The organism is Streptomyces sp. Pv4-95 (genome assembly GCF_045782725.1).
In the GTDB taxonomy this organism is placed as follows: Bacteria; Actinomycetota; Actinomycetes; order Streptomycetales; family Streptomycetaceae; genus Streptomyces.
This window is the reverse complement of the sequence record NZ_CP127172.1, coordinates 1,963,475-1,977,959: the sequence shown is the minus strand read 5'-3', so window position 1 is coordinate 1,977,959 and position 14,485 is coordinate 1,963,475. Positions and strand designations below refer to the sequence as shown.

At 71.6% G+C, this 14,485-nt stretch carries 13 protein-coding genes; 8 read left to right on the top strand and 5 right to left on the bottom strand.

The window, feature by feature from the left end; genetic code table 11:
• Positions 1-65: 65 nt before the first annotated feature.
• Together QOM21_RS08895 and QOM21_RS08890 are read right to left on the bottom strand one after the other, a co-directional pair.
• Complete coding sequence (locus tag QOM21_RS08895; protein WP_393893602.1) at positions 66-335, bottom strand: hypothetical protein; 270 nt, start codon at positions 333-335, stop codon at positions 66-68.
• A 360-nt stretch (positions 336-695) separates the two neighbouring features.
• Positions 696-1,889, bottom strand: coding sequence for a serine hydrolase domain-containing protein (locus QOM21_RS08890; RefSeq protein ID WP_407549211.1), 1,194 nt, complete (start codon positions 1,887-1,889; stop codon positions 696-698).
• Between the two features lie 544 nt (positions 1,890-2,433).
• On the opposite strand from QOM21_RS08890, the gene QOM21_RS08885 reads away from it, so the two are divergent.
• Entirely contained in the window at positions 2,434-3,141 is a 708-nt protein-coding gene (locus QOM21_RS08885; RefSeq protein WP_407549210.1) for an isochorismatase family protein, read from the top strand.
• Positions 3,142-3,220: 79 nt separating this feature from the next.
• Here QOM21_RS08885 and QOM21_RS08880 read toward each other — a convergent pair whose 3' ends face one another.
• Positions 3,221-4,039, bottom strand: a complete 819-nt coding sequence (locus tag QOM21_RS08880; RefSeq protein ID WP_407549209.1) for a lipase family protein — start codon at positions 4,037-4,039, stop codon at positions 3,221-3,223.
• Between the two features lie 221 nt (positions 4,040-4,260).
• Here QOM21_RS08880 and QOM21_RS08875 point away from each other — a divergent pair, with 221 nt between their 5' ends.
• The 5 genes from QOM21_RS08875 to QOM21_RS08855 all read left to right on the top strand — a co-directional run bounded on the left by QOM21_RS08875 (position 4,261) and on the right by QOM21_RS08855 (position 9,516).
• Positions 4,261-4,635: a hypothetical protein gene (locus QOM21_RS08875; protein WP_407549208.1), complete on the top strand. Its 375-nt coding sequence runs from the start codon at positions 4,261-4,263 to the stop codon at positions 4,633-4,635.
• 225 nt (positions 4,636-4,860) lie between these two features.
• The gene (locus tag QOM21_RS08870) at positions 4,861-5,499 is read left to right on the top strand and encodes a 2Fe-2S iron-sulfur cluster-binding protein (RefSeq protein ID WP_407549207.1); all 639 of its coding nucleotides are present in this window, start codon (positions 4,861-4,863) and stop codon (positions 5,497-5,499) included.
• Positions 5,496-6,482 carry an FAD binding domain-containing protein gene (locus tag QOM21_RS08865; protein ID WP_407549206.1) on the top strand — a complete coding sequence of 329 codons (987 nt, stop codon included), beginning with the start codon at positions 5,496-5,498 and terminating at the stop codon, positions 6,480-6,482. The genes QOM21_RS08870 and QOM21_RS08865 overlap by 4 nt, the downstream gene beginning before the upstream one ends.
• A 152-nt stretch (positions 6,483-6,634) precedes the next feature.
• Positions 6,635-8,773, top strand: coding sequence for a xanthine dehydrogenase family protein molybdopterin-binding subunit (locus QOM21_RS08860; protein ID WP_407549205.1), 2,139 nt, complete (start codon positions 6,635-6,637; stop codon positions 8,771-8,773).
• 215 nt (positions 8,774-8,988) lie between these two features.
• On the top strand, positions 8,989-9,516 hold the full coding sequence (locus tag QOM21_RS08855; protein WP_407549204.1) for an ATP-binding protein: 528 nt from the start codon (positions 8,989-8,991) through the stop codon (positions 9,514-9,516).
• An 87-nt stretch (positions 9,517-9,603) separates the two neighbouring features.
• Here QOM21_RS08855 and QOM21_RS08850 read toward each other — a convergent pair whose 3' ends face one another.
• Entirely contained in the window at positions 9,604-10,494 is an 891-nt protein-coding gene (locus tag QOM21_RS08850) for a class I SAM-dependent methyltransferase (protein WP_407549203.1), read from the bottom strand.
• 118 nt (positions 10,495-10,612) lie between these two features.
• On the opposite strand from QOM21_RS08850, the gene QOM21_RS08845 reads away from it, so the two are divergent.
• Positions 10,613-11,416 carry a class I SAM-dependent methyltransferase gene (locus tag QOM21_RS08845; RefSeq protein ID WP_407549202.1) on the top strand — a complete coding sequence of 268 codons (804 nt, stop codon included), beginning with the start codon at positions 10,613-10,615 and terminating at the stop codon, positions 11,414-11,416.
• A gap of 3 nt (positions 11,417-11,419) precedes the next feature.
• On the opposite strand, the gene QOM21_RS08840 is transcribed toward QOM21_RS08845, so the two are convergent.
• Positions 11,420-12,043 (bottom strand): LysE family translocator, encoded by a 624-nt coding sequence (locus QOM21_RS08840; RefSeq protein ID WP_407549201.1) that lies wholly within the window; start codon positions 12,041-12,043, stop codon positions 11,420-11,422.
• A 336-nt stretch (positions 12,044-12,379) separates the two neighbouring features.
• Between QOM21_RS08840 and QOM21_RS08835 the strand changes: the two genes are divergently transcribed.
• Positions 12,380-14,437, top strand: coding sequence for a phosphocholine-specific phospholipase C (locus QOM21_RS08835; protein ID WP_407549200.1), 2,058 nt, complete (start codon positions 12,380-12,382; stop codon positions 14,435-14,437).
• Positions 14,438-14,485: the final 48 nt, after the last annotated feature.

Here is a 14,485-nt window from a genome sequence, read left to right as displayed (position 1 = left end):
TGGGCCGACCGCCCTTCCGTCCCGCTACCGCTCTGCCCGCTACCGCTCCCCGCTCGGGCGTCTGCTCACAACGGTGTGGACGTCGGGCCGAAGTACGGCCGGGCAGCCCGTACCCGGCTCGGGTGCAGGATCCGGATCGGACCGCCGTTGCAGGACGGGCAGGCGGCCCGGGTCAGCGGGGACGAGACCTTGACGCCGCGAACGAAGTAGTCGACGCGCTGCCGACCGGAAAGATCGGCGGAGTGCCGGATCTCGTAGTCCTCATCCCACCCGTGTCCGCAGTGCAGGCAGACGAACCCGTACGCCTCGTGCACCGTCTCGGTGTCCTTCTCCATGGTCACCACGCCCTCTCGTGGCCCGTCGTACCTCTCGCGCCGGGTCCAGCTCGTGCCGCACCTTCCAGTATCGCGCTCGGTGGGCGATATGGGCAGCGCGAAGGCGGGGGAGGGGATGGCGGGGGCGTGCCGAGGCCGCGGCGAAGCCGGGGGAGCCGGAGAAGCAGCCCGAGGCGGCACGTTTGTGCTGGTCAGGGCCTGGCGTCCGTCGGGGCGGCGTATCAGGGAGTCAGGGGGGGCGGTCGGCCCTGGCTCGGGGCGGGCGCAGCGATTGCGTGGGGGGTGGCGGCTACGTACAGGGCCGTGACGGGGCACGGGGCGGCCGGCTACGTACGGGTGGCAGCCCGACCGGCGGTGCGATCAGCCGCCGGCTCGGTCCAGGGCCGCGTACACCGCTGTGACCAGGCCCCGATTGCGGGGGTCGTCGCCGGAGGTGCCGCCGCCGTACCGGTTCATCGTGTACGCGTAGGACAGCTGGTTCTCCGGGTCCGCGAAGGCGTACGAGCCGCCCGCGCCACCGTGACCGAAGGCCAGCGGGTTGGGCCCGGCCTGCCCCTCGTGGTTGAGCATGTAACCCAGGCCCCAGTGATGCTCGCGCCCCGCCGGTGCGAGCGCGTCGAGGGCCAGATCCCGCTCGCCGGGACGACTCTGCGACCTACGCATCTCCTCCAGCGTCGTCGGCGACACCAGCTGTCCGCACGCCAGCGCCCCGTACACCGTCGCGAGGCCGAGCGCCGAGGCGTGGGCGTTGCCCGCGGGAATCTCGGCCGCACGATAGGCCGCACTGTTGACGTCGCCGGTCGGGATGTACGTCAGCGCCAGCATGACGACGGCGAGCGGATGGTCGTCGATGCTGCGGAACGGGGGCTCGGGAACGCCGGGGAAACGCTCGGCGATCCGCGCCTCGTCCAGCTGCCCGACCATCTCCGCGCACCGTGCGTGCTCCTCGGCCGGTGTGCCGATGAACACCCGTGCCCCGAGCGGCTCGGTGATCTCGCTGCGCAGGAACGTGCCGAGGGACTGCCCGGTGATGCGACGGACAACCTCGCCCACGAGGTATCCGAACGTCACCGCGTGATACGCCTGCGCCGTACCCGGCTCCCACCACGGACGGGTGGCCGCGAGCCGGCCGCACACGTCCTCCCAGTCGTAGGCGTGCCGTACGGTCAGCGGCTCGCGGGGCGCGATCAGTCCGGCGCGGTGGCTGAGCAGCCAGCGCACGGGCACATCCCCCTTACCGGCCTGTGCGAACTCCGGCCAGTACCGGGCCACCGGTGCGTCGAGGTCCAACTCGCCCCGCTCCACCAGCAGATGGGCACAGAGCGCGGTCATCCCCTTGGACGTCGAGTAGACGTTCACGAGTGTGTCGCGCTCCCACGCCCGCGTCCTGGCCCGGTCGGTGTGCCCGCCCCAGAGGTCGACGACCGGCTCACCGCCGACCGTCACCGCCACCGACGCACCGACATCTCCGTGCTCGCTGAAATTCCGCTCGAAGGCAGCACGGACGCCCTCGAAGCCCGGCGCGCAGCGGCCACTCACGACGGCTCGTTCCACGATGTCTCCCTCACCTCGTCCCTGGTAAGCCCGCCCCGTCCACCCCACACGGTGCCCCAGCATCTGCCACTCCGCCCGAGGCCCGAGGTCCGGGGCCCGAGGCCCTGGGCCTCGGCCACCTGCGCGGTGCCCTGTTCTCGGTCACCCCGCTGGGCACCACCGACCCTGTCCACCCCGCCCGCGGGCCCGCCTCGGCTGCCATCACAGCGCTGCTTTTACCGCGCCGCCCTCACAGTCGCGTCGCACCAGCAGCGTCCAGCGTCTCCACAGTCGTGGCCCAACAGTCGTGACCCAACATCCATGCCACCACAGTCCTTTCGGCGCAGCAGTCTCCGTCGGTGGTCGGCACGATGGTCCGCCCAGATCGGTGCCCGTGGCAACCATATGGGCCCGACCGGCTCAGCGCTAAGGGTTCAAGGGGTGACGGCCACCCGCGGCGGGAACCGACCTCACCACCGCCGTGATCCAGGCTCAAGTGCTGCCTTGGCGGGTTCTCGCCGCATGCCGGATCGCGCAGGCGCGGCCCACAGGCACGATGGACCCCATGACCATGCACCCGAGCCGGCCCGTCGAGGCACTCCTCGTCATTGACATACAGACGGCCTTCTTCACAGGCCGCGACGCGGTCCCCGAAGGCGAGCGGGTGCTCGACCGCAGCCGGGATCTGATCGACCGGGCGCGTACCGCCGGCGCGCTCGTCGTCCACCTGCAGAACGACGGACCGCCGGGAGCCGTGGACGAGCCGGGGACGCCGGGCTGGGAACTCCATCTGCCGGTACGGTCGGACGGCCCGCGCGAGAGCGTGATTCGTAAGACGGACGACGACGGCTTCGACGGCACGCCGCTGGGCGACCTGCTCATGGGCGCAGGGGTACGGGCGCTCGCGATCTGCGGCGTGCTATCCGAGATGTGCGTCAGCGCGACTGCCCGTACGGCCCTGGAACGCGGCTACCGCGTCGTCCTTCCGCACGACGGGCATGCCACCTACGACATTCCGGCGGCGCCTGGCATCAGCGAGAGCGTCCCGGCCGCGATGTCCTCCCGGGCGGCCGAATGGGCCCTCGGAGACGGCGTCGAAATCCTGCCCCGCGCCACCGACGTCACTTTCACCGCCCCACCCGACACCCCCGGGAACAGGGCAACACCCGGCCTCCCGGCGTCCGGTCCGCACCGCGGGCGATGCGATCGCCACACGGTGTCCGGCGAGCCGGCCCCTCGCCCGTCGGCCCCTCGCCCTGTGGACGACCACTGACCACGCCGCCCGGCCCCCCCGGGGGGGCCTCCCCCCCAGCCCCCCCAGCCCCCCCGAGCCCCTTCAGCCCCCCACCCCCTCAGTTCACGCTTCTCTGCAGTGCGGTCACGTACTCGTCAATGAAGTGGTCGCGGACTCCGTCGGAGGCGGGTGCGAGCATGTCGGCGGTGTAGCCCTTGGCGCGGTCGAAGAGGCCGCTGATCACCGGCATGGCGTCGTGTACCCGGCCCTTGGAGTCGATGTAGCGCAGGGCCGCGACGTGGTGGAAGGTGGGCTCCGGCGGGAGCTGGGCCACGATGTCGTTGTTGTTGACGAAGCGGTACATGCGGTCGGTGAAGGCGGTGTTGAACTCCTTGGCCAGGGCCCGGTCGCAGGTGCGCGGCTGGCCGAAGGTGTAGACGCCGTCGGCCGTCAGTCGCGGCTCCTCGAAGTGGAGTCGTGCGGCGGCGAGCATCGCCAGCGCGCCGCCCAGGCTGTGGCCGGTGAACCACAGCGTCTGCTGGTTGTCGCGGAGTTCCTCGACGGCGGCTCGTACCTGCGGCCAGATCGACTCCAGCGCCTCGCCGAATCCGTAGTGCACGAACCCCTTGCCGCTGGGCCCGGGCCACGGCGGCGTGGCCGCGTCGGACAGCCAGTCCCGCATCTGGGTCGGCTCCGTCCCCCGGAAGGCGGTAATGATCATGTTGTCGCCGCCGATGGTGTACGCCTGGGTGTCCTCCAGCGGGAACGGAGGCCGGAACCGGGTGTGGTGATGGCGGACCCGGCCGAAGCCCCACTCCTCGGCCCTGGCCTCGATGGTGTGCTCGTCCTTGTAGGCGAGTTCGGCGGCGCGGGCCATGCACAGGGCATGTCCCAGGCTGTAGCCGGTGGCGCGGTGATCGATGAAGGTGCTGGACATGGGGCCTCCCGAGCGACGACGGCGACGGACAGTTACGAGTTTCCCCGTCTCGCTACACACGGTAACTATTGACGGGGTGAAGATGCCGCTGCGCCCGTTCAAACCACTCGTTCGAGCCTCCGGTCGCACACACCGGGCCGGGAGGTGAGCCTGGAAGCGTCCGGCTCCCAGAGGAAGGCCCCACAGTGAACAGCGCGAATCATGCGAACCACGCGAATCAGGTGTCCGTCACCGAACATCAACATCCATCGGCCGAGGTCGTGGTGGAGGTCGTCGGCTGCGACACGGCGGATGCGCACGCCGTCTTCAGCGCGTTGCGCACGTCCTTCGCCTCCGACCGGGCCGCGGACGATGTGCCGCAGGAGATGGAGGGCCCGGGTTCGACGGTGTGGACCGCGACATTCGACGTCACCGATCTGCGGGCCGAGGCCGAGCCGCGGTCGCTGATCGCCCCGGTGACGGTGACCCTCCAGGGCGGCTACTGGGCGGTGGCCCGTCTCCGTGAGGCCCTCGCCGTCCCGTTCGCGGTGCGGGTGGAGGGCAGTGTCGCCGGCGACCAGGAGCAGGAGGTGCAGCTGCGGCTGGAGGGCCACTGACACCAGGAGATGTCCGGGGAGCACCCTCCGCGGCGGCGCGCCCATGCGGACCACCCGCCCCGCAGACCGACCGCCACACCGCTCACCACCTGCGGTCCGCCCCATGTCAGGCCGGCTCGCGCCCCGCCGAGCAAGCACGCGCACCCGGCCGCCGCCGACGCGCGGCGGCCGTCGTCTCCTGGTAGGCAGGAGGGATCCGGTTCACGATCGGAAAGGCGCGAGCGAGTGGAGTCCACCCACCCTCCGGCGGATGCCGGCGGACCGCAGTCGACGTATGACGAGCGCTCCGAGACGGTCCTGCACGTCAACGGAACGCCGTACACCCTGACCCTGGATCACCGCACCACGGTCCTGGACGCACTCCGCGAGCAGCTCGACCTGACCGGCGCCAAGAAGGGCTGTGACCAGGGCCAGTGCGGCGCGTGCACGGTGCTCGTCGACGGGCGGCGCATGAAGAGCTGCCTTCTGCTGGCGGTGGCGCAGCAGGGGCGGCACCTCACCACCGTGGAAGGTCTCGCCGACGGCGGGCAGCTCCATCCTCTTCAGGGCGCGTTCGTGGAGCGGGACGCGCTGCAGTGCGGCTACTGCACCCCGGGGCAGATCTGTTCGGCCGTGGGAGTGCTGGCGGAGGCGGCGGACGGTTTTCCGTCCCATGTCACCCCGCCGACCGCGGAATCCGGGACGCCGATGGCACTCACCCCGGACGAGATCCGGGAGCGGATGAGCGGCAATCTGTGCCGGTGCGGCGCCTATCCCCGCATCGTCGAAGCAGTGGGGGATGTCGCGGGCGGCGCGACAGGTGCGGGAGGTGCGGCAGCAGCGTCCGGTACGCCGGCTGCGGCCGGTGGGGGAGTGGCGTCGTGAAGCCGTTCGGGTATGTGCGGGCCGCGAGCGTCGAGGAAGCCGTACGGGCAGGAAGCGGGAACCCCGGCGCCCGGTTCCTCGGCGGCGGCACGAACCTCGTCGATCTGATGAAGCTCGGGGTGGAGAACCCGCGGCTGCTCATCGATGTGACCGGGCTGCCCCTCGACCGCATCGAGGAGCTGCCGGACGGCGGGCTGCGGATCGGGGCGATGGTCCGCAACAGCGACCTCGCCGCGGCCGTCGCGGTGCGCGACCGCTACCCCGTCCTGTCCCAGGCTCTGCTGGCCGGTGCCTCGGGGCAGTTGCGGAACGCCGCGACCACCGGCGGGAATCTGCTGCAGCGGACCCGCTGCGGGTACTTTCAGGACATCTCCAAGCCCTGCAACAAGCGCGCGCCGGGCACCGGTTGCCCCGCCCGCGAGGGTGAGCACCGGGACCTCGCGGTCATGGGCCACTCCGCGCACTGCGTCGCCACGCAGCCTTCGGACATGGCGGTGGCCCTGGCCGCCCTCGACGCCACCGTTCACCTGCACGGCCCCGAGGGCGAGCGCCGGGTACCGGTGACGGACTTCCACCGGCTGCCCGGTGACAGCCCCGAACGGGACACCGTGATCCGGCCCGGCGAGCTGGTCACCGCCGTCGAACTGCCGCCGCACCGCCCCGGCGCGCACTCGCGCTACCGCAAGGCCCGCGACCGGGCCTCGTTCGCCTTCGCCCTGGTCTCCGTGGGCGCCGTGCTCGACGTACGCGACGGCGTCGTGCGGCACGTGGCGCTGGCCTTCGGGGGGCTCGCGCACCGCCCCTGGCGGGCCCGTGCCGCCGAGGAGGCTCTGCAGGGCGCGCCCGCCACCCCCGATGCCTTCGCCCGCGCCGCCGATACCGAACTCGCCGCCGCCAGGCCGCTGCGCGAGAACGGCTTCAAGGTCACCCTGGCCCGCAACCTGGCGGTCGGTGTGCTGGCGGACCTGGCCGCGCGCGCCTGACCGGCGTGCCCGCCGTACCGGCATCCGCCGCTCCCCCCCCGAACGGAGGACGACTCACCCCGGTGGCCCCCTGGTAGGCGCCCCGGTAGACCCCCGGAAGACGCCCCTCCCTCGGACGACGACAGACGAACACGACCACAAGGACGCGCGCCATGAGCCACGACCCGTTCCCGCTCAGCACCTCCCCGCACCCGCTGGGCGCACCGCTCGTCCGCCGTGAAGGCCGGGAGAAGGTCACCGGTGGCGCCCGTTACGCGGCCGAGCACACCCCGCCGGACTGCGCCTACGCCTGGCCGGTGCCCGCGACCGTCGCGCGGGGCCGGATCACCGACATCGACACCGGCGCCGCCCTCGCGCTGCCCGGAGTGCACGAGGTGCTGACGTACAAGAACGCGCCCCGCCTCGAACCGTCGGACGACCCGACGCTGGCCGTGCTCCAGGACGACCGCGTCCCGCACCGCGGCTGGTACGTCGCCCTGGTGGTCGCCGACAGCCTCGAAACGGCCCGGGACGCCGCCGAAGCCGTGCGGTGCACCTACGAGACCGCCGCTCACGACGTCCGCCTCACCGCCGACCACCCCGGCCTCTACACACCGGAGACGGCCAACGGCGGCCACCCCGGTCTCCGTGAACGCGGCGACTTCGCCGGGGCGTTCGCCGCCGCGCCCGTCACCGTCGACGCGACGTACCACCTCGCCTCCCTGCACAACCACCCCATGGAACCGCACGCCGCCACCGCCCGATGGACGGACGGACACCTCACCGTTCACGACTCCAGTCAGGGCTCCACCAAGGTGCGGGACGACCTCGCCACCCTCTTCGGTCTCGACAAGGGTGAGATCACCGTCATCTCCGAGCACGTCGGCGGCGGATTCGGCTCCAAGGGCACGCCCCGCCCGCAGGTCGTCCTGGCCGTGATGGCCGCCCGGCACACCGCCCGCCCCGTCAAACTCTCCCTGCCGCGCCGTCATATGCCCGCGACCGTCGGGCACCGCGCGCCCACCATCCAGCGCGTCCGTATCGGCGCGTCCACCGACGGCGCCATCACCGCGCTCGCGCACGAGGTGGCCACCCACACCTCCACGGTCAGGGAATTCGTCGAGCAGGCCGCCGTCCCGGCCCGCGTCATGTACACCTCGCCGAACAGCCGCACCGAGCACCGCGTCGTGCCCCTGGACGTGCCGACCCCCTCGTGGATGCGCGCACCCGGTGAGGCTCCCGGCATGTACGCACTGGAGTCCGCCCTCGACGAACTCGCCGTCCTCCTGGACATCGACCCCGTCGAACTGCGGGTGCGCAACGAACCGGAGACCGAACCGGACAGCGACCGCGCCTTCAGCAGCCGCCACCTCGTCAACTGCCTGCGGGAGGGCGCCGAGCGCTTCGGCTGGCTCCCCAGGGACCGCCGTCCCGCCGTACGCCGCGAGGGCGACCTGCTGGTGGGCACCGGGGTCGCGTCGGCGACCTACCCCGTCCTCATCAGCGGATCCGACGCCGAGGCACATGCCGCCGCCGGAGGCGACCACCTCGTCCGCGTCAACGCCACCGACATCGGCACCGGCGCCCGGACCGTGCTCGCGCAGATCGCCGCCGCCGCGCTCGGCACGTCCGAGGACCGGGTGCGCATCGAGATCGGCAGCAGCGACCTGCCGACCGCGCCGCTGGCCGGTGGCTCCGCGGGCAGCGGCTCCTGGGGCTGGGCCGTCCACAAAGCGTGTACGGCACTCGCGGAGCGGCTGCGCGAGCACCACGGACCGCTCCCCGCCGAGGGGGTGACGGTCCGTGCGGACACCCGGCAGGAGGCGTCCGCGAAGGGCCCGTACGCCCGTCACTCCTTCGGCGCCCACTTCGCCGAGGTCCAGGTCGACACCACGACCGGCGAGATCCGGGTACGCCGCATGCTGGGGGTGTTCGCGGCCGGACGGATCCTCAACTCCCGCACCGCGCGCTCCCAGTTCATCGGGGGGATGACCATGGGCCTCGGGATGGCGCTGATGGAGGGCAGCGCACTCGACCCCGCCTTCGGCGACTTCGCCGCGACCGACCTGGCGTCCTACCACGTCCCGGCCTGCGCCGACGTCCCGCTGATCGAGGCGCACTGGCTCGACGAGGACGACCCGCACCTCAACCCCATGGGCAGCAAGGGCATCGGGGAGATCGGCACGGTGGGCAGCGCGGCGGCCATCGGCAACGCCGTATGGCACGCGACCGGCGTACGCCTGCGCGACCTGCCCCTCACTCCCGACAAGCTGCTGCCCCACCTGGCCCACCTGCCCCGCCCGACCGACTGACCGGGGCCCGGCACGGGCGGCACCGGGCCCGGCGCAGGCGACACGTCCACGAACGGTCCACGGTGTACTCCGGCGGCCCACGATCTGTTGCGAGCCGCCGATACCCGGGTCACGATGTCGCATGACCCATACGTGAAAAAGCGCTCACTCTTCGTGTTCGGGGTTCCTTGCGGCAACGAGGTGAAGGACGTGAGCCTCGCGGTGAGGAGCCACGAATGACACTTGCCGGCGACCGTCGCTACACGGTCGAGTTGCACGCCTCGGCGGAACGCGTCCCGCAGATCCGGCGCATCGTGGCTGCGCACCTGCGATATTGGCGTCTCGACCCGCACGTCCCCTCCGTCTGCCGAGCGGTGACGGAGCTCTTGACCAATGTGCACCGCCACCTCGGCCCGGACGCACGGTGCGTGGTCGAAATCCGCTGTTCCGGCCGCCACCTCACGGCCGCGGTGGCCGACGAGGGCCCGCCGCTGCCCCGGCTGGAGAGCGGCGGCGGACTCTCGACAGTCGCCGCGCTGAGTGACAGCTGGGGCACCTGCGGCACGGAGGACGGCAAGGTCGTCTGGTTCACCCAGCGGGTGGACCGGGCCGTCGAGACCCCGTTGGCCGCCCCCACGCCGCTGCGCAGCGTGCCCGATGCCAAGGGGCAGCCCGCCGCCTCACCCGCGCAGCCGCGCGAGCCGAGGCCCGAGGAGACCCTGGCCGGCAACCCGGCCACGGCCCCGCTCGCCGAGGCCGTCTGACACCCTCTCAACTCACGGCGGCCCACAGGCACCCACCCGCCCCTGCCCAGGCCCCGCACGCGACGGCCCAAGGGCTCCCGGCCTCGTTCACGGCCGCCGGGCCGTCACCAGCCACGCCGCGCCGCCGAGCATCACCCCGTCCGGGCCGTGATGCTCGGCAAGGGTCTCCCGCAGTGCGGCAAGCGCCTTGGTCCGCGCCCGGCTGTCGCCCTCGGTGAAGGCCGACCGTGCCACGGGCAGCCCCAACTGATAGGAGATGACGTCCTCCGGGTCGGCTCCCATCCGCATCGGCTCGTCCACGGCCCGGACCGCGATCTCGTCGTAGCCGGCGCCCGTCAGCACCTCCCGGATGCGGTCGGCGTCCGCGAGCGAGAACGGCCCCGGGGCACCCGGCTCCCCGACGTCCGGCAGCGGCAGATACGGCGCGATGGCGGCGAACGGCACACTCAGGAACGCGTTCTCGGTCAGGGCACGCCAGCAGAGGAACGCCAGCCTGCCGCCGGACCGCCGACCGCCGCCGATATTGCCGAACGCGGCGGTCGGATCGGCGAAGAACATCACCCCGAAGCGACTCAGCGCGCAGTCGAAACCGCCCCTGGCGAACCGGTGGACCTGTGCATCGGCCTTCTCGAAGGTCACCTGGCGCCACCCGTCCGCGGCCGCCCGCCGCCGGGCCACGTCCAGCAGCGGACCGGACAGATCGACACCCAGCACCGCACCGTCGGAGGCGACGCGGGCCGTCTCGGTGGTCGTCTCCCCGCCACCGCACCCGATGTCCAGCACATGGCTGTCGGCCCTGAGCGGCAGCGCGGCCAACAGGTGCGGCGTGAAATGGCGGAGCATCGCATCGTGGCGCGCGGCCTCCTGGGCCCAGTAACGCCCGTCGTCACCGTTCCACGCCTGCGCCTGCTCCGCGTTGCCCGCCGCGACGCCGTCGCCCGGCCACGCCGCGTCGCTTCCGCCCGCACCCTGCACCATGACGATCTCCCTTGCCGCTCGACGCGCGCCGAAGGCGGAGGTACCCGCCTCCCACACCATGTATATGCCGTACCGGCGGTGTCGGACCCGCCCCGCTTCCGTCTGCCAGAATCGCCGCATGGGTGAGCATGCGGCCGACCGCGGGTATCTGCTGGACAACCGACAGTCGGAGGCGGGAATCCGCTTCGGCGCCCTCGCCGAGCTCTTCGACCTGGTGACGTTCCGGCACGTCGACCGGCTCGGCATCGGTGCCGGCATGCGGTGCTGGGAGGTCGGCGCAGGAGGCCCCTCCGTGCCCCTCGGGCTGGCGGAGCGAGTCACCCCGACGGGGAAGGTCATCGCCACCGACATCGACGTGTCCTGGACCCGGGACATCGCCGGCGGCGTGATCGAGGTGCTGTCCCACGACGTGGCCGCGGATCCGCCGCCTCCCGGAAGCTTCGATCTTGTGCACGCCCGCCTGCTCCTGGTGCATGTCACCGACCGCGCCGAGGCCCTGCGCCGGATGGTCCAGGCGCTGCGGCCCGGCGGCCTGCTGCTCCTGGAGGACGCCGACCCCGCGTTGCAGCCACTGCTGTGCCCGGACGAGTCGGGTCCGGAGCAGCGGCTCGCCAACCGGCTGCGGTCCGGCTTCCGGGCTCTGATGGCGGACCGCGGCGCGGACCTCGCGTACGGACGCACCCTGCCCAGAGTGCTGCGCGAGGCCGGTCTGGAGGATGTGCAGGCCGACGCGTACTTCCCGATCACCTCCCCGGCGTGCGCCGTGCTGGAGGACGCGACGGTGCGGCAGATCCGCCACCACCTGACCGAGCAAGGGCTGGCCACCGACGAGGAGATCGACCGCCACCTGGCGAACGTCGCCACCGGGCGGCTCGACCTGGCCACCGCCCCGATGATCTCCGCGTGGGGACGCCGCCCCTAGCCCTCAGCGGTCGGCGAGAGCCAATTGGACGCCGAGGCCCACGAAGGCGACCGCGAAGGTGCGCCGCATCCAGGCCATCGCCTTCGGCCGGGTGACGAGGTGATCCCGTACGGCCGCCGCGAAGGCACCGTAGACCACGAACACGACGAACGTCATGATCATGAAGACGGCAGAGAGCTGGAGCATGAGCGGCAGCGTGTCGGTGCCGTGGGCGGGGACGAACTGGGGCAGGAACGCCAGGAAGAACATGGACAGCTTCGGGTTGAGGAAGTTGATCAGAATCGCGGTTCCGGTGATGCCGGCCGCCGACCTGTCCCGCTCGGTGCTCTCCCCCTCGGTGTCGATCTGCAGCGCGCCCCTCTCCCGCAGCGTCTGCCAGGCGAGAAAGAGCAGATAGGCGACGCCCGCCCACTTGAAACTCTCGAAGGCCAGTGCGCTCGTGTGCAGGATGGCGGCAAGGCCCGCGATCGCCGCCGCCATGTGCGGGACGATGCCGAGGGTGCAGCCGAACGCCGCCACGACCGACATCCGTAGTCCGCGCGTCAGGCCCGTGGCCACGGTGTACACGGCACCGGTTCCGGGCGAGACGACGATGATCAGCGCGGTGATCAGAAACTCAACGCTCATGCAGGGCCGCTCCTTTGGCTCCCTCTGGCTCCCTCGTGGTCGGCTCACCACCATGCCAGGAGCCCGTCTCCTGCGAGCAGCGCTTGCCGGAACGGGAACCGGCCCGGCCGGTCGGTTCCCGGCCGCACGGCCCGCCGTGCCCACGCCCGCCGCCCCGGCCAGGGTGTTCGCTCTCCGTACGGCGATCGGTCAGATGCGGGACACCACCCCTTCCCTGGCGCTCGCTCCTCTTGGAACACTGCGTGCGAGCTGTGTTTCCCACACCTCCGCACACGACCGAACAAAACGATCCATCCACCCTTCCGCGCACTCCCCACACCCAGAGGTTCCAGACTCATGGCAGAACTGAATCGGCGGCGCTTTCTCCAGATCGCCGGTGCGACCGCGGGCTTCTCGGCCCTGTCGAACAGCATCACCCGGGCCGCGGCCATCCCCGCCGCACGCCGCGCGGGCTCCATCAAGGACGTCGAGCACGTCGTCGTGCTGATGCAGGAGAACCGTTCCTTCGACCACTACTTCGGCGCGCTGAAGGGCGTACGCGGCTTCGGCGACCCGCGCCCGGCGACGCTTCCCAGCGGGAAGCCGGTCTGGCACCAGCCGGACGGGAACAAGGAAGTGCTGCCCTACCACCCGGACGCCGAGAACCTGGGCATGCAGTTCATCGAGGGCCTCAACCACGACTGGGCCGGCGGCCACAAGGCATGGAACAACGGCAAGTACGACCAGTGGATCCCCGCCAAGTCCGCCGGCACGATGGCCCATCTGACCCGCCAGGACATCCCGTTCCACTACGCGCTCGCCGACGCGTTCACCGTGTGCGACGCCTACCACTGCTCGCTGATCGGGGCCACCGACCCCAACCGCTACTACATGTTCTCGGGCCACACGGGCAACGACGGCAAGGGCGGCGGCCCGGTCCTCGGCAACGAGGAGGCCGGATACGGCTGGACGACCTACCCAGAGCGGCTGGAGAAGGCCGGCATATCCTGGAAGCTCTACCAGGACATCGGTGACGGCCTCGACGCGAACGGCAAGTGGGGCTGGATCGAGGACGCCTACCGCGGCAACTACGGCGACAACTCCCTGCTGTACTTCAACGCCTACCGCAACGCCAAGCCCGGCGACCCGCTGTACGACAAGGCGCGCACCGGCACCGACGCCAAGAAGGGCGACGGCTACTTCGACGTCCTCAAGGCCGATGTGAAGGCGGGCAAGCTCCCGCAGATCTCCTGGATCGCCGCCCCCGAAGCGTTCTCCGAGCACCCCAACTGGCCGGCGAACTACGGTGCTTGGTACATCTCGCAGGTGCTCGACGCGCTCACCTCCAACCCCGAGGTGTGGAGCAGGACGGCGCTGTTCATCACCTACGACGAGAACGACGGCTACTTCGACCACGTCACCCCGCCGTTCCCGCCGGCCTCCGCCGACCAGGGTGCGTCCACCGTCGACACCACCCTCGACCACTTCTCCGGCAACGGGGGATACGCCGCCGGGCCCTACGGCCTCGGCCAGCGCGTTCCCATGCTCGTCGTCTCCCCCTGGAGCACCGGCGGCTACGTCTGCTCCGAGACCTTCGACCACACCTCCATCATCCGGTTCATGGAACGCCGCTTCGGTGTGCAGGAGCCCAACATCTCGCCCTGGCGGCGCGCCATTTGCGGCGACCTCACCTCGGCCTTCGACTTCGGCCTGGAGGACACCGAGCCGGTCTCGCTGCCCGACACCGACGCCTACCGGCCTCCGGACAACGAGCGGCACGACAGCTATGTGCCGAAGCCGCCGGCCAACCCCGTACTGCCCAAGCAGGAGGCGGGCTCCCGGCCCGCGCGCCCGCTGCCGTACGCGCCGTGGACCGACGGCAGCGCCACGCCCTCGACCGGGCGCTACACCCTCACGTTCAGCGCCGGTGAGTCGGCCGGTGCGTGCTTCACCGTCACCGCCGGGAACCGTACGGACGGGCCGTGGACGTACACCACGGAGGCCGGGAAGACGATCTCCGACACCTGGAACACCTCGTACTCCAAGGACGTGTACGACCTGTCGGTCTCCGGGCCGAACGGTTTCCTGCGGACCTTCAAGGGTGCAGGGAAGACCGCGGGCCCCGAGGTGACCGCCCGGCACGACGCGAGCGCCGGAGGCATCGTCCTCACCCTGACCAACCCGGGCAGCGCCGATTGCCGTCTCACGGTCACCAACGGCTACGGGGGCGCGAGCGAGACGCTCACCGTCCGTGCCGGGGCCACCGTCCGGCATGCGGTGGATCTCAGCGCCGGCAAGCGCTGGTACGACCTGAAGGTGGTGTCCGACAAGGACGCGGCCTACCTGCGGCGCTTCGCCGGGCACGTCGAGAACGGCGGGCCTGGAGTCAGCGACCCGGCCCTCATCACCGGCTGAACCACCGGACCGGCCGAACTGCCTGAACCGGCCGACCCCGGGAGGCAG

Bases quoted from the DNA above. Each gene is read 5' to 3' on its own strand.
- QOM21_RS08895 (WP_393893602.1), bottom strand. From the start codon at position 335: ATGGAGAAGGACACCGAGACGGTGCACGAGGCGTACGGGTTCGTCTGC.
- QOM21_RS08885 (WP_407549210.1), top strand. From the start codon at position 2,434: ATGACCATGCACCCGAGCCGGCCCGTCGAGGCACTCCTCGTCATTGAC.
- QOM21_RS08880 (WP_407549209.1), bottom strand. From the start codon at position 4,039: ATGTCCAGCACCTTCATCGATCACCGCGCCACCGGCTACAGCCTGGGA.
- QOM21_RS08860 (WP_407549205.1), top strand. From the start codon at position 6,635: ATGAGCCACGACCCGTTCCCGCTCAGCACCTCCCCGCACCCGCTGGGC.
- QOM21_RS08855 (WP_407549204.1), top strand. From the start codon at position 8,989: ATGACACTTGCCGGCGACCGTCGCTACACGGTCGAGTTGCACGCCTCG.
- QOM21_RS08850 (WP_407549203.1), bottom strand. From the start codon at position 10,494: ATGGTGCAGGGTGCGGGCGGAAGCGACGCGGCGTGGCCGGGCGACGGC.
- QOM21_RS08845 (WP_407549202.1), top strand. From the start codon at position 10,613: ATGGGTGAGCATGCGGCCGACCGCGGGTATCTGCTGGACAACCGACAG.
- QOM21_RS08840 (WP_407549201.1), bottom strand. From the start codon at position 12,043: ATGAGCGTTGAGTTTCTGATCACCGCGCTGATCATCGTCGTCTCGCCC.
- QOM21_RS08835 (WP_407549200.1), top strand. From the start codon at position 12,380: ATGGCAGAACTGAATCGGCGGCGCTTTCTCCAGATCGCCGGTGCGACC.